The sequence below is a fragment of the Catalinimonas alkaloidigena genome (assembly GCF_900100765.1).
Lineage (GTDB): Bacteria > Bacteroidota > Bacteroidia > Cytophagales > Flexibacteraceae > Mooreia > Mooreia alkaloidigena.
The window spans coordinates 780635-802292 of sequence record NZ_FNFO01000003.1 but is presented as its reverse complement, the minus strand read 5'-3'; the positions used below and the strand labels follow the sequence as shown (position 1 = coordinate 802292).

The following is a 21658-nucleotide window of genomic DNA, read 5'->3' as shown; positions in this document are numbered from 1 at the left end:
CTTCTCCCCCGCCCGTTCTACCTCCCTGCCGTTAACATTTTTTACATTTCGTAGTAGTTAAAGAGAAAAGCCCTGTGTCCAACACCAGAATTCATTCCATATTTAGGCCAGGGTTTCATGAAGATTTATGAGTAAAAGCAAAAAAGTAAAATCACGTTTCACCCTCTCCCCCGATAAAGTAGCGGCCCTGCTCGACAGCCAGCCCGACAAAACCTATTCGTTCAAGGAACTGGCGCGTGAACTGGACCTGAACAGCAAACAAGAGAAGATTCGTCTTTCGGAAATATTGCAGGAAATGACGGCGATGAAACGCCTGATGGTCACTAAAGAAGAAGCGTTCCGTAGCAAAGCTACGCCTCAGAACGCCCAAGAGATCGAAGGCATTCTGGACCACGTCAATCCGCGTTTCGGATTCATCGTCAGCGACGACGCACCGGTGGACATCAAGGTGAACACCGATCAGTTGAAAGGAGCCGTAGACGGCGACCGCGTACGCGTCCTGGTGTACGCGCGCAAAGCCAGCAACCGGGCCAGCCGCCGCCACGCTAATCCCGAAGGCGAGGTGCTGCAAGTGCTGGAGCGCAACCGGACCGAGTACGTCGGCCGCATCGAAGTGTCGGAACGGCACGCGTTTGTGATCCCCGACAACCGCCGGATGTACGAAGACATTTTTGTGCGGAAGGAAGACCTCAACGGCGCTAAAAATGGCGAGAAGGTGATCGTGCAGGTAGTGGAATGGCCCGAAGGCGATTTTCAGCCCGTCGGCAAGGTGAAGGATGTGCTCGGCCCGGCTGGTGCCCACAACACCGAGATGCACGCCATCATGGCGGAATACGGCCTTCCCTACAGTTTTCCGGAAACAATCGAGAAAGAGGCGGAAGCCATCCCGGAAGCCATCTCGAAAAAAGAAATTGCCAAGCGCCGCGACTTCCGCGACGTGTTGACGTTCACGATCGATCCGGTCGATGCCAAAGATTTCGACGATGCCCTTTCCATCCAAAAGCTGGAAAATGGCCATTGGGAGGTGGGTGTACACATCGCAGACGTTACCCATTACGTCCAGCTGAATACCCAGCTTGAACGCGAAGCTGAACGCCGGGCTACCTCCGTCTACCTGGTGGACAGGGTGGTGCCCATGCTGCCCGAGCGGTTGTCCAATGGCCTGTGTTCCCTGCGTCCCCACGAAGACAAACTGACGTTTTCGGCCGTGTTCGAACTGGACGACCAGGCGCATATCGTCAACGAATGGTTTGGCCGTACGATCATCCACTCCGATCACCGCTTTGCATACGAAGACGCACAGGAAGTGCTGGAAGGACGCGACGACACTTACCAGGAAGAGTTGCTGGTGCTGAACCGCCTGGCGCACAAGTTGCGCGAAGACCGCTTCCGACGCGGGGCGATCGGGTTTGAAACCACCGAGGTGCGCTTCAAACTGGCCGAAGACGGCACCCCGCTGGAAGTCGTGCCCAAAGTCCGGAAAGATGCGCACAAGCTGATCGAAGAGTTTATGCTGCTGGCCAACAAGCAGGTCGCCACGTTTGTGTACCACCTGCGCAAGGGCCGGAAGAAAAACCCGATGGTCTACCGCGTACACGAAAGCCCCGACCCCGATAAGCTCCTGACGTTCGCCAACTTCGCCCAACGCTTCGGCTACAAGGTAGAGGCCGAAGGGAAAAATATGTCGCAGTCGCTGCACCGGATGGTGACCGCCATGGAGGGCAAGCCGGAACAGGACCTGTTGCAGACCCTGGCGATCCGTACGATGGCCAAGGCGCGCTACACCCTGGAGCCGCTCGGTCACTTCGGGCTGGCGTTCGAGCACTACACCCATTTCACTTCGCCAATCCGCCGCTATCCCGACATGATGGCGCACCGCCTGTTGCAGCACTACCTGGATGGCGGGCAGCCCGTTGACCCAGAGCCGTGGGAAAAGCTGGCGAAGCACTCGTCCGACCGGGAAAAACAGGCGGCCGATGCCGAGCGCGCTTCGGTGAAGTACAAGCAGGTGGAATTCATGAAGCTACAGGACCCGAACCGGACGTACGAAGGCATTGTCTCCGGACTGAGCGAATACGGCATTTACGTCGAGATCATCGAAACCAAGTGCGAAGGCATGGTGCGAATGAGCGACATCGAGGACGATTATTATGAACTCGATCCGGAAAACTACCGGGCCGTCGGACGACGTTCGAAGCGGATCATTGCCTTTGGCGATACGGTCCAGGTGCGCGTGTTGAACACCGATCTGGAGAAGCGCATCATCGACCTGGAATTTGCCGGTACCAATGGCCGCAAGCCGAGCCGAAAGGGTGGTGGCAAAACCATGTCGCGAAAAAGCAGAACTCGCTAACTTGCGGCACACCCTTTTTCGAGCGCATGTCTTTCGCCCTTCAGGCTGTCCGTGAGCACCTCAACCAGGAAATCGCCGCATTACCTTTCGGTCAGCATCCTCCCGAGCTTTACGAACCCATCCGGTACCTGATGCAATTGGGCGGTAAACGCCTCCGCCCGTTGCTCACGCTGCTCGCGTGCCACGCCTTCAGCGACCGGTGGGAACCGGCGTTGGCGCCGGCCATCGGCGTGGAGCTGTTTCACAATTTCACCCTGATGCACGACGACATCATGGACGACGCCCCCCTGCGGCGGGGTGAGCCTACGGTCCATGAGAAATGGAACCCGAACGTAGCCATTCTTTCGGGCGACGTGATGCTGGTGCGGGCGTACGAGTTCATGGCACAAGTCGCCGACGTCCACCTGCGGAAAGTGCTGGCCTTGTTCAGCCAATGCGCAGCCGAAGTGTGCGAAGGACAACAACTGGACATGAACTTCGAGCGCCGTGCTACCGTCAGCGAAGAAGAATACATCGGCATGATCCGCCTGAAAACGGCAGTGCTGTTGGGCTTTGCGTTGGAGCTAGGGGCCCTGATCGGCGGCGCTTCCGAAGCCGATCAGCACCGGCTGCGCGAATTTGGGGTCAGCGTAGGCATCGGCTTTCAACTGAAAGACGACTTGCTGGACGTATATGGCGATCAGGAAAAGTTTGGCAAGCAGGTAGGCGGCGACATCATCGCCAACAAAAAAACCTTTCTGCTCATCAAGGCCCTTGAACAGGCCGAAGGCGCGCAGGCCACCGAATTGAACAGTTGGTTAACACGCACCGCGTTTGAGAAGGAAGAGAAAGTACAGGCGGTGCGTTCACTTTACGATCAGCTGCACATCCGCAAACAGACCGAACAACGCATGAACGTCTGCTTTACAACGGCGTGGCAAGCCCTCGAGCAGCTTCAGCTTTCCGACGCGCAGAAAGCACCCCTACGCACGTTTACTACACAACTCATTGGCCGGGAATTTTAACCTATGTCACTTAGCCTCACTCTGATTGTCATCATCATCACCGTGGTCACGTCGCTGCTGGCCTGGAACAACGCCAACTTGTTCGAACGGTGGATGTTCACCCCGTACCTCATCAGGACCCGCAACCAGTACGATCGGTTCCTGACATCCGGCTTTATTCACAACGATTGGGGACACCTGCTGTTCAACATGATTACGCTCTACTTCTTCGGGACGGCGGTTGAACAGTATTTCCGTTCACCTCTGTTGTTTCTGGTGTTGTACCTGGTGGGCATCGTGGTGTCCAGCCTGCCCACGTATGCCAAGCACAAAAATCATTCGCACTACCATTCGTTGGGCGCCTCGGGCGGGGTCTCGGCCATTCTGTTTTCGGCCATCCTGTTCGACCCTATCCGTGGGCTCTATCTCTTTTTCATCCCCATTCCGATTCCGGGCTTCATCTTCGGGATCTTGTACTTATTTTATTCTGCCTACCGGGCCAAACAGGCCAACGACAACATCAACCACGATGCGCACCTGTATGGGGCGCTGTTCGGGGTGGCGTTCACGCTAGTTTTGTTTCCCTCGGTCATTTCCAACTTTTTTTACCAGCTTGCTAACTGGAACATTTTCAATTAGTTAGCGTGCAGTGCAGGAAAGATGTCTGCGAAATCGTAGCGATTTTCAAATATCTTACGTAGGATTAACACTAGTTAACTTACCCTAATAATCCTGTACCTTTTATGAAAAACCTCCCACTCCTTACCACCCGCCTCTGGGTTTTGCTACTGGCATTGGGTATGATGGCCTCCTGTACTGCCAAGAAGAAGTACGCAGCGCACTTCCACTACGCCACGCCGCCCAATTACGCAAAAGCTGAAGTAGCCCCGGCTCCCGCGAAAGAAGAGCCTGTGTACACCGCCACGGAGCAGGAAGCTACCCTGCAGGGCCTGACCAAAACCGCACCGGCACCCGTTCAGTTGGCCGAACCCGCCACGGCAACGCGCGCTGAACAAGTCGCCCGTGTGAAAGCCGAAGTAAAAGAATCGCTTCAGGAAATTGTAGCGGCAGGCGAAAGTCTCAAGAAGAAGGACATCACACGTGCTGAGAAGAAAACGCTGAAGAAAAAGATCAAAGCGGAGGTCAAAAAAGTGCGTGATATCAAAAAGGCCCAGGACCTGGACCCGGAACTGCGTAACATTCTGCTGATCGGGGGTATCGGGCTGATCCTGGAAATTGTGGGGGCTGCCATCCCAGGCGGTATAGGAGCCGCGTTCTACATCATCGGGGGTGTGATGATCATCATAGCGCTCGTCATGCTACTGCTTTACCTTCTGGAGTGACCCCAAGGTACGCTCATAAAAAAGCCGGCTTCATCTGAGATGAAGCCGGCTTTTTTATGATGCTGTCTGGGCAAGACGGGCGTTCGGAAACGCGCCTTACTCTGCCGCTTGGGGAACAACCGATACGTAAGAACGCTTGTTGAACCCTTTTTTGAATTCTACATTACCATCCACCAAGGCAAACAACGTGTGGTCTTTGCCGATGCCGACGTTCAGGCCGGGGTGATGTTTGGTGCCGCGCTGGCGTACGATGATGTTTCCGGCTTTGGCGGGTTGGCCTCCGAAAACTTTCACGCCAAGGCGTTTACTTTCTGAATCGCGTCCGTTACGCGAACTACCTGCTCCTTTTTTGTGTGCCATGGGTGCTTACAGTTGAATGTCTTCGATTTGAATTTTAGTGAACTGTTGGCGGTGCCCGTTCTTTTTCCGATACCCCTTCCGACGTTTCTTCTTGAAGACGATCACTTTGTCGCCTTTCACGTGTTCAAGGATTTTAGCGGAAATGGTAATGCCGCTTAGCAGGGGCGCTCCAACTTGAATGTTGTCGCCATCTTCAACCAGTAATACCTGGTCGAAGGACAGGGCAGCGCCAGTTTCTCCATCGATCCGGGGAACGTAGAGTGCCTGATCTTTTTGCACTTTGTGCTGCTGACCTGCAATTTCAACGATTGCGTACATGTTCGGAAATTAAAAATTTTTCGGACCGCAAAAGTAGTAATTGATTATGGCTTTACAAAGTTCCGGCCTCTTTTCTCATTATGCGCCCTCCTGGCGAATCTGTTCGGCCGCCAGCCGCCCCGACCGTAGTGCGGCGTTGATCGAACCGTTCAGCAGGTGATCGCCACAGAAGTAGAGTCCCTCTTGCAGCCGTATGCCCTCGTGGGGTAGCGCATGCACCACCGACACCTGCTTCGGCAGGGCGTAGACAACACGGTACGTACGCAAGTACTTCCACTGGTGCACAGCATTACCGTAGAAGCCGTACCAGGGCATCAGGTCCGTGCGAATCTTTTCGGCTAGTGCCGCATCGTCAGCCTCGGGCAAGCCGGGCACCGACACCGAAATCAGGTATTTGCCGCGTGGCGCATAGGCGGGCGCTACTTTATTGAGTACACACAGGTTGTTGACCAGCGCCCCTTCGGACGCATTCAGCGCGATGATCGGCTCGTCGATTGGGGGTGTATCGGCGCTGAAGTACACGTTGGTGGTACTGACAAATTCCGTATTTACGTCTCGCCCCAGTTGCCTAGCCAGGCCCGTGGCTTCGGTCGCTACCAGCACGGCGTCCGCCTCCAGCTGTTCGCCAGCTTCGGTGGTCACTTTTCTCGCTTCGACCGCTTTCACCGGGGTATTGACACGAATGCTGCCTTCGGGCAGGCGGGCGGCCAGTTGCTTCGGAATTTCCTCCATGCCCTTCGCCGGAATGGCGGTGGCGCCTTCCGAAAACATCTTGAAGACAAAGTCGAACATCCGCCGTGAGGTGATCAGGTCGCGCTCCAGAAAAATCCCCCCGAAAAACGGCCGAAAAAAATTGCGGATGATGCGGTTGCTGAATCCATAGGTCTTCAGGATCGTGTGGGTGGGCACTTCGGGCCGCTGGAAAAGTGCCTCGACCGATGTTCGCTCCAGCTTCCGTTTGAGCGACAGCATCAGCATTTTGTCGGCCAGCGTAGCCGCCGGAGAACGCAACGTCGGCCAGGCTTCCTGCCAGGCGCGCGTCGGGTCCGCCAGGCGGGTGGTGCCTTCCGGCAAGTGCAACAACGCACCGGGTGTAAACGCATGCAGATCGAGCTTGCCGTAGTCGAGCATTTTTTGCGTCTCGGGGTAGGCCGTTAGCAGGACCTGAAAGCCCCGGTCGAACAGAAAGCCCTCCTGAAAATCGGTTTTGACCCGGCCGCCGACCCGCTCGGTCGCTTCCAGGAGTTGCACTTGTACGCCTTTGCGGTGCAGGGTGACGGCCGCGGCCAGCCCGGCCAACCCTCCCCCGACAATGATCACACGTTTAGGTTCCATGTGGGGAGTAACGAATTTCCCGCTTCTATGTTTATCGTCGCCGGGGAGTAGGCCCCAGCGCTGCGCCGCTGTCGGGCGTTTGCGACCGCAGGTAGAAGCTGTCGCGGGATAGATTGGACTTAGGGCACAGTTCGAGCGCCTCGCAGGCATACAAATGGTGCCAGAGCCTATTGCGACGGCCACAAAAAAGCCGGGCTATTGATGGCCCGGCTTTGGTAAACTGCGCAGCGCTTACGCACCTTCCTGTCACTCGTGGCGGCGCAGCTTTAGGCTATAAAATCTCAGAAGAGTTGCGTGATCAACAGGCCCAGCCCCAGCACGCACGTCAGCGCGTACAGAACTTTCCAGCCCGACCCTGTGGGGTAAAGTTTGTCGTCATAATACACTACATCGAGCGACTGGCCTTCGAAGAAGACCGGCGGGTTGCTGCACGTTTCCAACGGACGTTCTACCGCCTGATTTTCCTTTCCCTGAAACTGCACCACCGGCGCAAAGCTGTAGCGCAGTTGCCCGGCATCCATTTTCCAGGCACGGATCACCTTCACCACTCGGCCGCGGGTCTGAAACCCGTTCCGCACGTGAATAAAGTCCGTCACCAGCCAGTAGAGACCGATCCCCACCAGCGCAATCCCGAATAGCAAAAAGATATTTTCCATCGTCTTAGTCCTCCTTGTTCTTCTTTAAGAAATGTTAAGGTAACAAATACTTAACATTAAGTTAACATTGGGCTAAGAGATTGGTTCAAATTGATTCGGATTTTCGGGGTGGTCTGTTGGAAAACGCGTTGGAATTACCGCTTCCAGCACCTCGGCGATAACCAATCGCCCACTTAGCGTGCCAATTGGAGGTAATAAATCCCCTCTCAATGCAGCCCTTCAGCATTTTACACCTCACTTCAACACCTCGGTAATCAGGATATCGACGTCGAGCCCAGGCCAGTGGACCAGCGCACCCTTGGCCAGCAACTTCCAACGCTCCCGCTGCTGAGGTTCGGCGTGCTGCAACGTAGGGTACCATGCAAAAGGGATGCCCACATCGCGCCCGTCGTGCAACACAAAATGGATGCGCTCGGCATCGAACCACACGCGCTCCACGCGACAGGCGCTATGCACCGCCCTTTCCAGGTCCATCGGTCCGGGCGACGTCCCGGCGGCGTCCGCCTGTTGTCCGGAGGCGGCGTCACGGTCGGTCGGCTTGCGCTCCGCCTTGTTAAGTTCTACCGATACGATGCCCGTCGGGACAGCGATGATGCCGTAGCCCATGATCATCAGCAGCGTCGCCAGCAATTGGCCGGCGGTCGTTTGCGGTGCAATGTCGCCGTAGCCCACGGTGGTTAGCGTCACCACCGCCCAATAAATCGAAATGGGAATGTTGCGGAAGCCATTTTCCGGTCCTTCGATCAGGTACATGGCCGCCCCCATGATGATCACCAGAATCACGACAGTGCCGATAAAGACGGTGATTTTGGCCACGCTCTGCCGGAGGGCCAGCGTCAGGATCTGCGCCTCGCCCATGTACCGGCTCAGTTTCAGCACCCGGAACACGCGCAACAGCCGCAGCCCTCGGATTACCAGCAGGTATTGCGACCCGACAATGACCAGACTCAGGTACGTTGGTAAGATGGACAGCAGGTCGATGATGCCGAAAAAGCTGAACAGGTAGCGTGACGCGCGCCCGGCCGACAGGATGCGCAGGCCGTATTCGATGGTAAAAAGCAGCGTGACGATCCACTCGACCAGCCGCAGCATTTCGCCATGCCGCCGCGCCACCGAATCGACGCTTTCCAGCATCACGATCAGGATACTGAACAGAATCAGAATCAGTAGCACCACGTCGAATGCCTTGCCGGCGGGCGTGTCGGATTCGAAGATGATTTCGTGGAGACGGAGGCGCCAGGGTTGGCGGATGCGTTCTTTTTCGAGCACAGCAGAAGCGTAAGGTGAAGTGTGGTGTGGCATTGCAGGCCAGGGACACAAAGAAGAAGATAAAATCAAAAACGGCAAATCTGCCGTATGAGATTAACAACTACCTGCATCTAAGCTGATCGTATCCCTAAACCCAGAACTTCCTTGCGTTACCATCCCATTGAAAATTACGGCATTATCGGCGACCTGAACACCGTAGCCCTTGTGGGCATCCACGGTTCGATCGATTTTCTCTGTTTTCCCGATTTCGATTCGCCGTCCATCTTTACCGCCTTGCTCGACGCCGACAAAGGCGGCTTTTTTTGTGTGCAGCCCAGCCACCTCGACGACGTCCGCAACAAGCAGATGTACCTGCCCGACACCAACGTGCTGATCACCCGATTTTTGTCGTCGGAAGGCGTCGGCGAAATCACCGATTTTATGCCCGTGGAAGAGTGCTACGAAGGCGGCAACGTGCTGATCCGCCGGGTGACGGCCGTGCGCGGCACGCTAACGTTTACCATGACCTGCGCCCCCCGGTTCAACTACGCGCGCGACGAGCATCGGATTGTGGAAGAAGGTGGGGCCATTTTGTTCCGCAGCAAAGAAAACGGCGGCTTCACATTGCGCCTGACCAGCAACGTACCGATCCAGATTCGGCAGGACGACGCCACTGCCGAATTTACCCTGGAGGGTGGCCAGTCGGCAGATTTTGTGCTGGAGCTCCTGAACGAGAAAGTGAATTTCAACCGCGACATCGACTCGTTCGTGACGCGCCACCTATACGAGACGGTCAACTACTGGAAAAAGTGGGTTGACGAGTCGAAATACAACGGGCGCTGGCGCGAAATGGTGAACCGCTCGGCCCTGACGCTCAAGTTGATGACCTCGTACAAACACGGCTCTTTGGTGGCGGCGCCCACGTTTTCTCTGCCCGAGTGGATGGGTGGCGAGCGCAATTGGGACTACCGTTACACCTGGATTCGCGACGCTTCGTTTACGGTCTACTCCATGTTGAGCCTCGGGTACACGCGCGAAGCCTCGGCGTTTATGTGCTGGGTCGAAAAAAAATGCCAGGACATGGCCGAAAACGGGTACCTCGGGCTGATGTACAAACTCAACGGCGACCACGAACTGACCGAACAGACGCTCGACCACCTGGAAGGGTACTGCGGTTCCAAGCCCGTTCGGATCGGCAACGACGCCTACGAGCAGATCCAGCTCGACATTTACGGCGAACTGATGGATGCCGTCTACCTCTATAACAAATACGCAGAGCCCATTTCGTACGATTTCTGGCAGGCGCTTAAACGGCACATCGAGTGGCTCACCCAAAACTGGAACAAGCCGGACGAGGGCATCTGGGAAGTGCGGGGCGGCAAACGCCATTTTCTCTACTCCCGCCTGATGTGCTGGGTGGCGATGGATCGCGCCATTAAACTGGCCAACATGCGCCCGTTTCCCATCCCCGACCACTGGGTGAAAGTCCGCGACGAGATTTACAACACGATTTGGGACGAATTCTGGAACGACGAGAAGCAATGCTTCGTACAGTACCTCGGCTCCACCACCGTCGATGCGGCCACGCTGCTGATGCCGCTGATCCGCTTCATCAGCGCCAAAGACCCGCGTTGGACATCGACCATGAAAGCCATCGAACAGGAACTGGTGTCCGATTCGCTCGTGTACCGGTACCATCCTGAGAAAGCGGCCGACGACGGCATGAGTGGCGGCGAAGGTACTTTTTCGATGTGTACGTTCTGGTACGTCGAGTGTCTTTCGCGCGCCGGCGAGTTGCAAAAGGCCCGGCTCTATTTCGAGAAAATGCTGGGCTACGCCAACCATCTGGGCCTCTATTCCGAGATGCTGGGCTTCCGGGGCGAACACCTCGGCAATTTTCCACAGGCCTTCACCCACCTCGGCCTGATTTCTGCCGCCATCAACCTTGATCACCAACTGAACGACCAACGCAATCAAGAAACACCCATCTCTTTTTAATTTTTTTATGAAAGCAATTGCGATTACGCCCGGCGAGGGCAATGCCGAACTGATCGACAGCAACGAACCGCAAATCACCCATCCCAAACAGGTCAAAGTCAAAGTACTGGAAGTAGGCATCTGCGGGACCGACCGCGAAGAGGCCATCGGTGGGCGGGCCGACGCCCCGCACGGTAGTCACAAACTGGTCATCGGACACGAGATGTTCGGGCGGGTGGTAGAAGTGGGCAGCGACGTGGTGCTGGTGCATCCCGGCGACTACGCCGTGTTCACGGTCCGGCGGGGCTGCGGGGAGTGCGTGTCCTGTAAAAACAACCGCAGCGACATGTGCTACACCGGTGACTATACCGAGCGCGGCATCAAAGAAGCCCACGGCTTCGAAACCGAATACGTTGTTGACGACGAGCAATACCTGGTAAAGGTGCCGGAAACGATCAAGTCGGTCGGGGTGCTGGCCGAGCCGATGTCAGTTGCCGAAAAGGCCATCGACGAAGCGGTTAAGCTCCAGGCCGCGCGCCTGCCCGAAGTAGACGACGCCGATTGGTTGCAGGGCAAAACTACGTTGGTTGCCGGCGTAGGCGCCATCGGGATGTTGGCAGCCATTGTGCTGCGGCTCCGCGGGGCGCGTGTGCTCGGGCTCGACATTGTCGACGAAGACACAAAACGCCCGCAGTTGCTGAAGCGCATCGGCGGCGAATACATCGACGGACGGAAGATCCAAACCATCAACATCGACGACCAATACGGCGAAGTCGACCTGATTTTCGAAGCGACGGGGGTGGCCGAACTGGGCTTCAACCTGATCGACGCGCTGGGAATCAACGGCGTTTACGTGATGACGGGCATTCCGCACGGCAACCGTCCGGTGTGCATCACGGGCCCCGATCTGATGCGCCAGCTGGTGCTGAAAAACCAGGTGATTCTGGGAAGTGTCAACGCCAGCCAGCGGCATTTTGCGCTGGGCATCGAAGACCTGGAAAAAGCCCGGAACAAGTGGGGCGACGTGGTCGACGAACTGATCACCACGCGGCTGAGCTACACCCAATTTTCTGAGGCGCTGAACCAACGGGACGAAGACGACATCAAAACCGTGATTCAGTGGAGTGACGAAGCGACGCAGTAGCGGACTGGAGGGTCTGTGAATTGGCGAGTTGGTGGATGTATTAAGGGGCATGGCGGTGCTGCGGTTAGGGTAATGACGTGCCCCCACCTCCCATCCGCTTTCCTGATCGTTCTTTGTAGTTTAACGCATCTGCATCACCTATCTCCCGATCTGTTCCCATGCGTTCTATTCTTCTGAGTCCCTTTTTTCCTGCTACTCACCGCCTGCACACATCACGCGCCCATCAACGAACTGACGGCCATTCGAGCGGTGCTGGACCAACAGGCCGGAGACTGGAACGCGGGTAATCTTGAAGGCTTTATGGCGGGGTACTGGCGTTCCGATTCGCTGCGGTTCGTCAGCACGCAGGGCATTACGTACGGATGGCAGGCCACGCTGGACCGGTACCGGCAGCGGTATCCCGATGCCGCTTCGCGCGGTACGTTGCGCTTCGAAATTGTTTCTACGGAGCTACTGAGCGATGACTCGGCTTTTCTGGTCGGTCGGTTCTTTTTGACGCGCCCCGAAAAGGGCGATGCGGATGGGTACTTCACGTTACTCTGGCGTAAAATTGACGGAGCATGGGTAATTGTCGTAGATCATACCGGTTGACGAAACTATATGTACCTACATGTAGTTAAAGAGGCAGATCACTTTCTACTCTTATGAATCATCCGGAAACGTTAGATATCAAAAGCGCCAAAACGAAATATCCCGTACACGAGCTGCTGCGGAGCCGTTGGAGCGCGCGGGCCTTTGCCGATAAAGCCCTGGACGAAGACACCTTGCGTACGCTGTTCGAAGCGGCGTCGTGGGCACCGAGCAGCATGAACGAGCAACCGTGGGTCTACCTGTATGCGCACCGTAGCGACGCGGAAAATTTTCAGAAATTTTTCGACTGCCTAATGCCGGGCAACCAGGCGTGGGCCGACCGGGCAGCGGTGCTGGTCCTGAGCCTGGCCGAAAAGAACTATCAGAACAGCGGACGACCCAATACGCACGCGTGGCACGACGTAGGGGCCGCCAACACAAATCTGTTGCTCCAGGCGGCCTCGATGGACATTTATGGTCACCAGATGGGTGGCTTCGACCGGCAGAAAACCGTGCAGGCTTTTGATTTGCCTGAGCACCTGGAACCGGTCTGTTTCATTGCGCTGGGTTACCTGGACAATCCGGAAACGCTGGAAGAGCCGTTCCGCAGTCGTGAGCTGGCCGAACGCCACCGCAAACCCCTGGAACAGATCGCGTTTGCAGGCCAGTTGGCCCGTTAATTCAAAGATTTATTTTGCCGAAAAAGCCTGGTGTGCCCCGCCGCCGCCGGGCTTTTTTGTGGGGTGACATAGCAGAATGGTGAATTACAGACTGGAGAACTAAGGACGTGTAATCAAGGGTGTTGTGGGTTATCAGTTCAGTGCTCCTCTGGATCAACCCATGCTAGGGTATCCTGATAACCGCTTATTCCATCACCTCCACCGAATTATAAAAGATTCAGGAAGGCGGCGATGAAGGGAGAGGCCAGCAGAAGGCCATCGAAACGGTCAAGGAAACCACCGTGTCCGGGAATGGCCGTACCCGAATCTTTGATGGCAATACTTCGTTTAAACAGCGATTCGACCAAGTCGCCGTACGTGCCCGTCACTACGATGATGAGGGCAATGCAGTACCATTGCCAGCCCGGCAATTGCGTAAACCACGTCGCCAGTGCTGTAGCCGTGAGCAGCGCCGCAATCAGTCCGCCGATGCTTCCCTCCCACGATTTTTTGGGCGATACGCGCGCAAAAAGCTGCCGCCGCCCGAAGTTGACGCCCGCAAAATACGCCCCTGTATCGCTGGCCCAGAGCAGAAACAAACTGCCCAGCACGATCTGATACTGGTAGGTTCCGTTCTCGAACACGGCGTAGTTCAACAGCGCAAACGGCAGCGCCACGTAGGCCACCCCCAGGTAGGTAAACGCGATGTTGGTGAATGGTTTCGCTTCGATCTTGTAAAGCTTGATCAGAAAAATAAACGAAAGCACGGGCGGAATCAGCAGGTACCAGACCGCAGACAAGGTACCCTGTTCTACCAGAAACGTAAGCGTATAGATCAGAAGGCCGCAAAACGTACCGTACGACTTGAGTGGAATGTTGCCGTCAAGGCCCAGCAGTTTGTAGAACTCCAGTTGCGCCGCCGCCAGCAGGACAAAGAACAACCCAAAATAGCTCCATTCGTCCCAGTAAATGGCATTCACGATAGCCAGCGCGCCCACAAACGCCGCAATGACACGTTGCTGTAGGTTGCTCAGGCTACTTAAACGTAATCTCATCCTCAATGATTTTGATCGCCAGAAGGACGTGCTCGGGAGCAACGTACACCTCCTGAAAGCCGAAAAGATACGCGGAATCCTGCTTATTCACCACCACGGGGTTCAGACCGGCGTCCGTCAACACCGCCCTGACGATCTCGGCCCGGTAGGCTTGCTGGGTACTGTAGACACGTTGCCAGTTCTTCATGCCGCGGGACGGAACTGTCTGCGGAACAGGAACAGCATAGCCGCCACGCCTACCCCGGCCAGCAGCGAATAGTGCAGGGGCGTGCCTTCCGGCGATTCCAGGTTGACGCCGATGGCGTCTTGCTGGTAGAGGTAGAGCATCAGGAGCGTAAACCCGTTGTTGCAGAAATGCGCGGCAACCGACATCCACAGGTTACCCGACCAATAGTACAGGTAGCCCAACAACGCCCCCAGCAGCATGCGCGGAATCAGCCCGAAAAACTGAAAGTGGAAAAACGAAAATACGAAGGCCGTGAGCCAGATCGCCACGTGCGGATTGCGCAGCGCGCGCGTCAGACGATTTTGCAACAGGCCCCGGAACAGCAGTTCTTCGCCAAAAGCCGGAATGACGGCAATCACGAGCAGCGCCAGCAGAAACTGACCGGCCCCTTCGAAGTTGGTAATGTATTCGGTCAGTTCGGCCAGGCTATCTTCTTTTTCCCGGGCCCACGTCTGCACCGGAGTCAGCCACGACGGCAACTCTACGTTCTGGTTCCACTCGATAAAAAAGGCATTGGCGGGCAGGGCAATCAGCGTCACGGCAAAGGCCAGCAACACGCCTACCGGCAACAGCGGTCCCGGGCTCAGCGCCCGCAGGGGTTGCCGCTCCTGCCATCGTAAATAGGCCAGCGGGGCCAGCACAAAGATGCAGAGTGCCGACACGCCCTGCGCCAGCAAAATGGCAATGCGGGCGTTCGGAAATTCGTCGGGGACCGTCATCACGTCGCCCATGCGGGTGAGGTTGAAGTCGACAAACGGCGCCAGGACCAACAATTGCAAAATGGCCGCCAGAATGAACCCGATGCCCACGTAGATGATTAACATGTAAAACGGAGCGGGTCGGCGGTTCCAGTAAGGGGGCTGAACGCCCGGCTGGTCCGAAGCATAACGACCGTCGGAGAACGCTCCGCTTTGTGTAATTTTGTATTCAGACATTGGTTGTTTGACTTAACGCAACTGTATCGTGGTAAAAATCCGTGACTTAGAACTGGGCGAATTTCCGTTGCTGCTGGCGCCGATGGAAGACGTAAGCGATCCGCCATTCCGGGCCGTTTGCAAACAAAACGGGGCCGACCTGATGTACACGGAGTTCATTTCGTCGGAGGGGCTGATTCGTGATGCGCACAAGAGTGTCCAGAAACTTGACATTTACGACGACGAACGGCCCATCGGCATCCAGATTTTCGGTGATAAAATTGACTCCATGCGCGAGGCAGCGGCCATTGCCGAGGCAGCCGGGCCGGAACTGGTCGACATCAACTACGGCTGTCCGGTCAAAAAGGTCGCGTGCAAAGGCGCCGGTGCGGGCATTTTGCTCGACTTGCCCAAGATGCAACAGATGACGGCCGAGATTGTAAAGCGCTGTTCGGTTCCGGTCACGGTCAAAACCCGCCTGGGCTGGGATGCTAACACGATTCGCATCGTAGAAGTTGCCCAGCGCCTGCAAGATGTGGGCATTGCCGCCCTGACGATCCACGGACGCACACGCCAGCAAATGTACAAAGGTGAGGCCGACTGGTCGCACATTGCCGAGGTGAAAAACCACCCGGCCATCCACATCCCCATCTTCGGCAACGGCGACATCGATTCGCCCGAAAAAGCGGTGGAATACCGCCAGCGTTACGGTGTGGACGGCATCATGATCGGCCGGGCCGCCATTGGGTACCCGTGGATTTTCCGGGAGATCAAGCACTTTATGGCAACGGGCGAACACCTCCCCACCCCCGACATGGCCGAACGCGTGGCGGTCTGTCGCCAACACCTCGACTTTTCGTTGCAGTGGAAAGGCCCGGTGGCAGGCCTGACGGAAATGCGCCGCCATTACACCAACTATTTCCGCGGGACGCCCAACTTCAAACCGTACCGCACCCGCCTGGTTACGTCCGACGATGCACAGGAGGTGTACGATACCCTGGCCGAAATCGGCGAGCAATTGACGTACGTGCCCCTCGGATGAGTTGGGCCGCCGCCCTCCGGACGCGCCCGGCCGTTCAGGCCTGGACACTGTTGCTCTTCCTTTCGCTGCTGTGGGGCAGTTCGTTTATTCTGATCAAAAAAGGTGTTCAGGTGTACACCCCGCTGCAAGTAGGTACGCTGCGCATCCTGGCCGCGGCGGTGTTCATGGTTCCTTTCGGAGTACCGCTGATCCGACGCGGTGTGTTGCAACAACTGAGCCGAGCACAGTGGGTTTTCCTGGTGTTTGCAGGCTTTACGGGCAGCCTGATCCCCGCCATCTTCTTCTCGATCGCCGGACAACACATTCCCAGTGCCTTGTCGGGCGCATTGAACGCCTTGACACCCCTGTTCACGTTTCTGATTGGAGCGGTTTGGTTGGGTTTACAGGTGCGGACACCCCAACTGATCGGTGTAGTTCTGGGGCTGCTGGGCAGCGTCCTGCTGCTGACCGGTGGGTTTACATTCGGATTTGCGGGACGTGTCAACCTCTACGCGGGTTTCGTGGTGCTGGCGGCGCTTTGCTACGCGGTGAACATCAGCATGGTCAAGCGTTTTTTGCACGGCGTCCGTCCTGTGCACATCTCCGCACTTTCCCTGTTGGCGGTGGGCCTTCCGGCGGCGGTAGTGCTGTTCTCGACCGACTTTGTGACGCGCACGGTGCAGGCACCGGGGGCGGGTCTGGCGCTGTCGGGTGTGCTGTTGCTGGGCGTGGTGAACACCGCCATTGCACTGATTTTTTACTACCAACTCATCCAGCTCTCTACACCCATCTTCGCGAGTTCGACTACGTATGTGATTCCGATTGTCGCGCTGGCCTGGGGACTGCTTGATGGTGAATCGCTACAGCCGGCACATCTGGTGGGGATGGTTACGGTGGTGGGTGGCGTGCTGTTGATCAATCGCGGGCGCTGAACCGGAACGTTCCCAGGGCGGGCAGGTGGTCTGAAAAGTGAACCTGGTCAAAAACCTGATAGTCTGTACACTGAAAAGCCTCGGCAGCAAACATATGATCGATACGCCACAGGGGCCACACGCTCGGAAACGTAAGCCCGATGCCTTGTCCCCCTTTTTCGAACGCGTTGGCCAGGTGCATGCGCATTTGCCAGTAGGTGTAGCTGTAGGGGGTGTCGTTCATGTCACCGCACACCATCACCGGATAGGGCGACTGCAGCATGTGCTCCCGCAAAGCCACCGTCTGGTCGCTGCGCCGGCTTAACCCATCCCGGATCTGTTCGAACCACGTATCCCGGTTTTCCGGGCGCAAGCCGTACGATTGCATGTGGACGCCATAAAAGCGAACGGTATCGCTAGGCAACGCAATGTCGGTCCAGAGATTCTGGTTCAGATGGGCCGAGATGCTGTTGGGCATCAGGCCGGACGCGATGATCGGATGGCGGCTCATCACCATCGTGCCAACGTAATGGTTGATTTTGCCCGACCGGCTCACGATGTAGGGATCGAACGCCTGGTAGCGGTAGCCGTTCTCCCGGAAACGCTCACGCATGTTGAACAGGGGCGATCCTTCGAAATCGTAGAATTCCTGAATCACTACGATGTCTGCCCCCTGCGCGGCAATCCAGGCCACTTCCTGATCGATCACCTGTGGTGACCGAGGTTCAGCGTCCTTTTCGCGGGGATGGTAGGCGTCGCGCTCAAACTGTTTCACGTTGTACGTCAACACCTTCACCTCGTCCGTCGGCAGCGGAGCGCTCCCCCCTTTTCCGAACGTCGCCCACAGGTAGGGCAGCCCCATCAGCAAAGCAAATAACAGGGGTAGCTGCGTGGTCCAGGGGCGGCGGAGCAACCCGACCAGCAACAGCAGCAGGTGCAGCAGCAAAGCCGGCAAAATGCCCAACCCGCTAACGCCGATCCACCACAGACTGCCGCCGGGCTTGATAAAAGGCATCAGGTAAAGGACCCCGTACAACCCTGCCATCAGCAGATCGCTCTTCCGTAGCTGCCGCCGGCGCCGTTGCGCAGAGCGGGAGCCGGTTACGTCACGCAATCGGTTCATCCAATAAAAATCTACGGCAACGCTCGCTGCCTTCGTTTACAACTGCTGATAAAGTAGGATGAAAGCAACGCCGGCCACCATGCCCGACACAAAAAGACTCCAGTCGTGCCGCTCGGTTTTCACAAACTGCACGAAAATGAAGGAAATGAACAAAACGGCACACACCACCACCAGTTGCCCCAGTTCGATGCCTAGGTTAAAGGCCAGCAGGCGCCAAACGATGGGTTGGTCGGGCGGAAGCAACGACCGCAAATACGTCGAAAAACCCATGCCGTGAATAAAACCAAAAAAAAGCGCCAGCGCGTACCGAAGGCGGGGCCGGTAGTTGGTGTCGGTCAGGAGGCTGCGCTGGTGACGGACAAACAAATTGGCAATGGCGGTACAAAGAATGGTGATGGGGATCAGGATTTCGATTACCTGCGGTGGAAAGCGAAACACCTCAAATGCCGAAAGCGCCAGCGTAACCGAATGCCCAACCGTGAACGCCGTCACCACCACCAGCACCTGTCGCCAGTCGCGCGAAAAATAAACGGCGCATAGGGCAATCACAAACAAAATGTGGTCGTATGCATGGGGGTCAAGAATGTGGTGGAAGCCTAACGCGAGGTAAGCACTAAATTCTGACATTCATTGTATGTTTATGCCCGGCATTGCACAGGGAAACTGTAATTGCCTCGTTATCTGACATTTCCCTTGCAAAGAAGGCAAGTTGGGTCTTCCTACGTTTCGGGATTTTAGCCCGATTTTTCAGGGTCAAAGCTATTGAAATAATCCTAACACACCCTTGCGCATCGCTCGATTTCCTCTTGCTGCAGCTTCTTGCTCACCGGCCTGGTGGCGGCTCGTGCTGACCTTGTGGACGTGCCTGTACGCCGGCTGTAACGCCCCCCGCTCGGCCCTGCATCAACTCGAAAAAGAAAAGTACGAAGCCGCCTCTAAAAAGTGGCGCAAAGTGCTCGCAAAAGATTCAGCTCAGGTAGCGGGCCTGTACGTCGCGTCGCGTTATTTCGTAGAAGCCGACACCACCGCCAACCCGTTCGACTCGGCATACCACTACATCACCGCCGCGCAGCGAGTCTATGCCCTTGCCCCGGACGAAGGGGCCAAACAGTTGAAAAAACTCAAGCTGGACAGCACCGCGCTCGACCGGCAAAAAATCAAAGTCGACAGTCTGGCCTTTGCCTACGCGCGTTCGGTGCACACCGTACCGGCCTACCAGGCCTTTCTGGATCGTTATGCCTCGGCACCGCAACGCCCCGCCGCCACCGCCACGCGCGACTCATTGGCCTTCGAAGCGGCCAAAGCCGAGGGTACCTACCAGGCGTACCAACGTTTCCTGAAACAGTACCCTGACGCCCGGCAGGCCCGCGAGGCCAACGAAATCTACGAGCTTCTGCTTTACGAAAACCAGACCGCCTCGGGCACGCTGGAGGCTTACGAGAATTTTGTGCGTCGCTATCCCCATAACGCTTACCTGACCGAGGCCCAGCGGCACATCTACGCCCTGCGCACCGCGCCCCATACCCCCGAAGCCTACGCGCTTTTCTACGCTGACTACCCGCACGCACACGTGGCTCCCCACGCGCTCGAATGGCTCTTTTTGTTCCACCGGGAGGAAGGTACGCTGGAGCAGTTCGCCAATCAGTACAGCCTACCGTCGGCCGACAGCATGTTGATCCGGCTGACCACCGCCACCACGCAACTGTTGCCGATGCCGGCCAACGCCCGCTGGGGATTTATCGACGAAGCAGGCCAGTGGCGCATTCCGGCTCGTTACGACGCACCGACCGACGAATACCGCTGTGCAGAAGTCGATGCGCCGTATTTCGTACTTCATCAGAACGCGCGCGCCGGGCTGGTCGACCGGGCGGGCAAACCGCTGACGGCTTTCCGCTACGACCGGCTGGAAGCCCTGCGTCCCGGTATCTACCGCGCCGAACGCGGCGACAGCGTTGGTTTGGTGACCGGGGCCGATGGCGAAACCATCCCGTTGCAGTTCGAAGACATCAGTTTGGTCGGAGGCTTTCTGGTCCGCGCCGAAACAGGCGGGCAAGTACGGTTGTTAACGCTCCAGGGACACAACGTCCTGAAAGGCACGTTTGAGGACATTTCGATGGAAGACGATCAGCTGCTGGTGCGCCAAAACGGGCGCTATGCGGTGTTGCGGTGGACGCAACTCCTCAACGACCTGCAACAAAACCGCGCACCGCGGCCGCAGTTCCAGTTTCACGAAGTGGTGCCGCAGCCGCAGGAATCGTTTCTGGTGCGCGTCGGCGACCGTTGGGGGGTGGTGAACGCCCGCCTCAAACCCATTGTCCCCGTCACGGCCGATGCCGTAGAATACACGCCCGGCGGTTGGTTGGTGCAGAAAGACCAGCAGTACTTCCTGATGAACCGCGATGGGCAGCCGCTGCATCCGCAGGGGTTCGAACGGGTGATCTTCAATACACAATTCTATGGCGTGAAGGTGGCCGGACGCTGGGGCGTTCTGAACCAAGCCGGTGCGTTTTACAAAGAGCCCGCGTACGACTCAGTACAGTTTCTGGCAGAAAACATTCTGCTTCTCTCGCTGAACGATAACCTTTTTGCTGCGTTCGGGCAGGACAAAATGGTCAACTTCAACCGGTACCAGAAGGTAGAGGTGCTGACCAACAAGTTTACGCTGGGCGCCAACGAAACTCCGGTTTACCTGCTGCTGGCCACCGACGCCGCAGGCCGTCAGTCGCTTTTCAACAGCCAGGGAGAGCAGATTATGGCCTCGCGCTACGACCGCATCGCCCTGCTGGGCAACCAACTGCTGATGGCGGAACGCAACCGAAAAACGGGCATCTACGACCTGCAGGGCAATACTATAGTCCCGGCACGTTACGACGGAGCCGGCTTTTTCAACGGCCGGGTCATGTTGCTTCAGCGTGGAAAATTCGGGATGTTTGACCCCACGTTGCAGCACCTGATTCCGCCGCAATACGAAGCTACCCTTCGCCCGCTTGCTGAATCAACCAACGCGTACATTGCGTTAAAGAAGGGCAGCTACGGCCTGATCGACAGCCAGAACCATCCGTTGATTCCGTTTACGATGGACGAAATCCGGCACTGGACCGAGGGCATTTCTTTGGTACGGCAAAACGGCCGGTGGGTCTTCTGGGAATGGGGCAAGAACGAAGCCGCTTCGGAGCCGATGGATGCCATCCGATTTTTGCGCGAAACGCCGGAAGAAAGCGTGCTGCGTGTGGAGCGTGGCCTTCGGTACGGTGTGCTGAGCAGTGTATACGGTGAGGTGTTGCCTGTCCGCTACGAGGAAGTCATCGACCTGGGGCAGGACCGGCCGTTGTACTTTGCGGCGCTGCAAGCCGAAGAGGGCCAGTACCATGTCGATTACGTGAATGCCGAAGGCGTGCCTTTTCATCAGGTAGTCGTCGACGAAGAAACGTACGATACCCTGATTTGTGAATAATCTGACTT

The 21658-nt window shown here is 56.8% G+C and carries 21 protein-coding genes; 11 read left to right on the top strand and 10 right to left on the bottom strand.

Annotation, left to right across the window (positions count from 1 at the left end):
- The first annotated feature begins 127 nt into the window (after positions 1 to 127).
- The 4 genes from rnr (at position 128) to BLR44_RS10600 (ending at position 4679) form a co-directional block, all read left to right on the top strand.
- Entirely contained in the window at positions 128 to 2353 is a 2226-nt protein-coding gene (gene rnr, locus BLR44_RS10615; protein WP_089681675.1) for a ribonuclease R, read from the top strand.
- 26 nt (positions 2354 to 2379) lie between these two features.
- Positions 2380 to 3357 (top strand): polyprenyl synthetase family protein, encoded by a 978-nt coding sequence (locus BLR44_RS10610; protein WP_089681674.1) that lies wholly within the window; start codon positions 2380 to 2382, stop codon positions 3355 to 3357.
- Between the two features lie 3 nt (positions 3358 to 3360).
- Entirely contained in the window at positions 3361 to 3975 is a 615-nt protein-coding gene (locus BLR44_RS10605; protein WP_089681673.1) for a rhomboid family intramembrane serine protease, read from the top strand.
- A gap of 104 nt (positions 3976 to 4079) precedes the next feature.
- The gene (locus BLR44_RS10600; RefSeq protein WP_143017228.1) at positions 4080 to 4679 is read left to right on the top strand and encodes a hypothetical protein; all 600 of its coding nucleotides are present in this window, start codon (positions 4080 to 4082) and stop codon (positions 4677 to 4679) included.
- A 96-nt stretch (positions 4680 to 4775) separates the two neighbouring features.
- Here the strand turns inward: BLR44_RS10600 and rpmA are convergent, their stop codons facing one another.
- The 5 genes from rpmA to BLR44_RS10575 all read right to left on the bottom strand — a co-directional run bounded on the left by rpmA (position 4776) and on the right by BLR44_RS10575 (position 8617).
- Positions 4776 to 5039, bottom strand: a complete 264-nt coding sequence (gene rpmA, locus BLR44_RS10595; protein WP_089681671.1) for a 50S ribosomal protein L27 — start codon at positions 5037 to 5039, stop codon at positions 4776 to 4778.
- A gap of 6 nt (positions 5040 to 5045) precedes the next feature.
- Positions 5046 to 5357, bottom strand: coding sequence for a 50S ribosomal protein L21 (gene rplU, locus BLR44_RS10590; RefSeq protein WP_089681670.1), 312 nt, complete (start codon positions 5355 to 5357; stop codon positions 5046 to 5048).
- Positions 5358 to 5435: 78 nt separating this feature from the next.
- Complete coding sequence (locus BLR44_RS10585; protein WP_410493071.1) at positions 5436 to 6842, bottom strand: NAD(P)/FAD-dependent oxidoreductase; 1407 nt, start codon at positions 6840 to 6842, stop codon at positions 5436 to 5438.
- Between the two features lie 131 nt (positions 6843 to 6973).
- A complete protein-coding gene (locus tag BLR44_RS10580) occupies positions 6974 to 7348 on the bottom strand; it encodes a DUF3592 domain-containing protein (RefSeq protein ID WP_089681668.1) in 375 nt (124 codons plus the stop codon).
- A gap of 234 nt (positions 7349 to 7582) precedes the next feature.
- Positions 7583 to 8617: an ion transporter gene (locus BLR44_RS10575; RefSeq protein WP_245706028.1), complete on the bottom strand. Its 1035-nt coding sequence runs from the start codon at positions 8615 to 8617 to the stop codon at positions 7583 to 7585.
- A gap of 144 nt (positions 8618 to 8761) precedes the next feature.
- On the opposite strand from BLR44_RS10575, the gene BLR44_RS10570 reads away from it, so the two are divergent.
- The 4 genes from BLR44_RS10570 to BLR44_RS10555 all read left to right on the top strand — a co-directional run bounded on the left by BLR44_RS10570 (position 8762) and on the right by BLR44_RS10555 (position 12967).
- A complete protein-coding gene (locus BLR44_RS10570; protein ID WP_089681667.1) occupies positions 8762 to 10594 on the top strand; it encodes a glycoside hydrolase family 15 protein in 1833 nt (610 codons plus the stop codon).
- Positions 10595 to 10601: 7 nt separating this feature from the next.
- Positions 10602 to 11717 carry a glucose 1-dehydrogenase gene (locus BLR44_RS10565; protein ID WP_089681666.1) on the top strand — a complete coding sequence of 372 codons (1116 nt, stop codon included), beginning with the start codon at positions 10602 to 10604 and terminating at the stop codon, positions 11715 to 11717.
- A 249-nt stretch (positions 11718 to 11966) separates the two neighbouring features.
- Positions 11967 to 12308, top strand: coding sequence for a YybH family protein (locus BLR44_RS10560; RefSeq protein WP_176955981.1), 342 nt, complete (start codon positions 11967 to 11969; stop codon positions 12306 to 12308).
- 53 nt (positions 12309 to 12361) lie between these two features.
- Positions 12362 to 12967, top strand: coding sequence for a nitroreductase family protein (locus BLR44_RS10555; protein WP_089681664.1), 606 nt, complete (start codon positions 12362 to 12364; stop codon positions 12965 to 12967).
- Positions 12968 to 13173: 206 nt separating this feature from the next.
- Here BLR44_RS10555 and BLR44_RS10550 read toward each other — a convergent pair whose 3' ends face one another.
- From BLR44_RS10550 to BLR44_RS10540, 3 genes are read right to left on the bottom strand one after another with little or no spacing between them, the layout of a single operon-like run.
- Positions 13174 to 14001 (bottom strand): phosphatidate cytidylyltransferase, encoded by an 828-nt coding sequence (locus BLR44_RS10550; RefSeq protein WP_089681663.1) that lies wholly within the window; start codon positions 13999 to 14001, stop codon positions 13174 to 13176.
- Positions 13982 to 14188: a putative signal transducing protein gene (locus BLR44_RS10545; RefSeq protein ID WP_089681662.1), complete on the bottom strand. Its 207-nt coding sequence runs from the start codon at positions 14186 to 14188 to the stop codon at positions 13982 to 13984. The genes BLR44_RS10550 and BLR44_RS10545 overlap by 20 nt, the downstream gene beginning before the upstream one ends.
- On the bottom strand, positions 14185 to 15162 hold the full coding sequence (locus BLR44_RS10540) for a CPBP family intramembrane glutamic endopeptidase (protein WP_089681661.1): 978 nt from the start codon (positions 15160 to 15162) through the stop codon (positions 14185 to 14187). The genes BLR44_RS10545 and BLR44_RS10540 overlap by 4 nt, the downstream gene beginning before the upstream one ends.
- A 28-nt stretch (positions 15163 to 15190) precedes the next feature.
- Between BLR44_RS10540 and dusB the strand changes: the two genes are divergently transcribed.
- Together dusB and BLR44_RS10530 are read left to right on the top strand one after the other, a co-directional pair.
- On the top strand, positions 15191 to 16183 hold the full coding sequence (gene dusB / locus BLR44_RS10535) for a tRNA dihydrouridine synthase DusB (RefSeq protein WP_089681660.1): 993 nt from the start codon (positions 15191 to 15193) through the stop codon (positions 16181 to 16183).
- Positions 16180 to 17094 carry a DMT family transporter gene (locus tag BLR44_RS10530; protein ID WP_089681659.1) on the top strand — a complete coding sequence of 305 codons (915 nt, stop codon included), beginning with the start codon at positions 16180 to 16182 and terminating at the stop codon, positions 17092 to 17094. The genes dusB and BLR44_RS10530 overlap by 4 nt, the downstream gene beginning before the upstream one ends.
- Here BLR44_RS10530 and BLR44_RS10525 read toward each other — a convergent pair.
- Positions 17078 to 18196, bottom strand: a complete 1119-nt coding sequence (locus BLR44_RS10525) for an endonuclease/exonuclease/phosphatase family protein (RefSeq protein WP_089681658.1) — start codon at positions 18194 to 18196, stop codon at positions 17078 to 17080. The two genes, BLR44_RS10530 and BLR44_RS10525, sit on opposite strands and share 17 nt — an antisense overlap.
- A 36-nt stretch (positions 18197 to 18232) precedes the next feature.
- Positions 18233 to 18823, bottom strand: a complete 591-nt coding sequence (locus BLR44_RS10520) for a HupE/UreJ family protein (protein WP_089681657.1) — start codon at positions 18821 to 18823, stop codon at positions 18233 to 18235.
- 217 nt (positions 18824 to 19040) lie between these two features.
- Here BLR44_RS10520 and BLR44_RS10515 point away from each other — a divergent pair, with 217 nt between their 5' ends.
- Positions 19041 to 21650, top strand: coding sequence for a WG repeat-containing protein (locus tag BLR44_RS10515; protein WP_089681656.1), 2610 nt, complete (start codon positions 19041 to 19043; stop codon positions 21648 to 21650).
- The last annotated feature ends 8 nt before the right edge of the window (positions 21651 to 21658 follow it).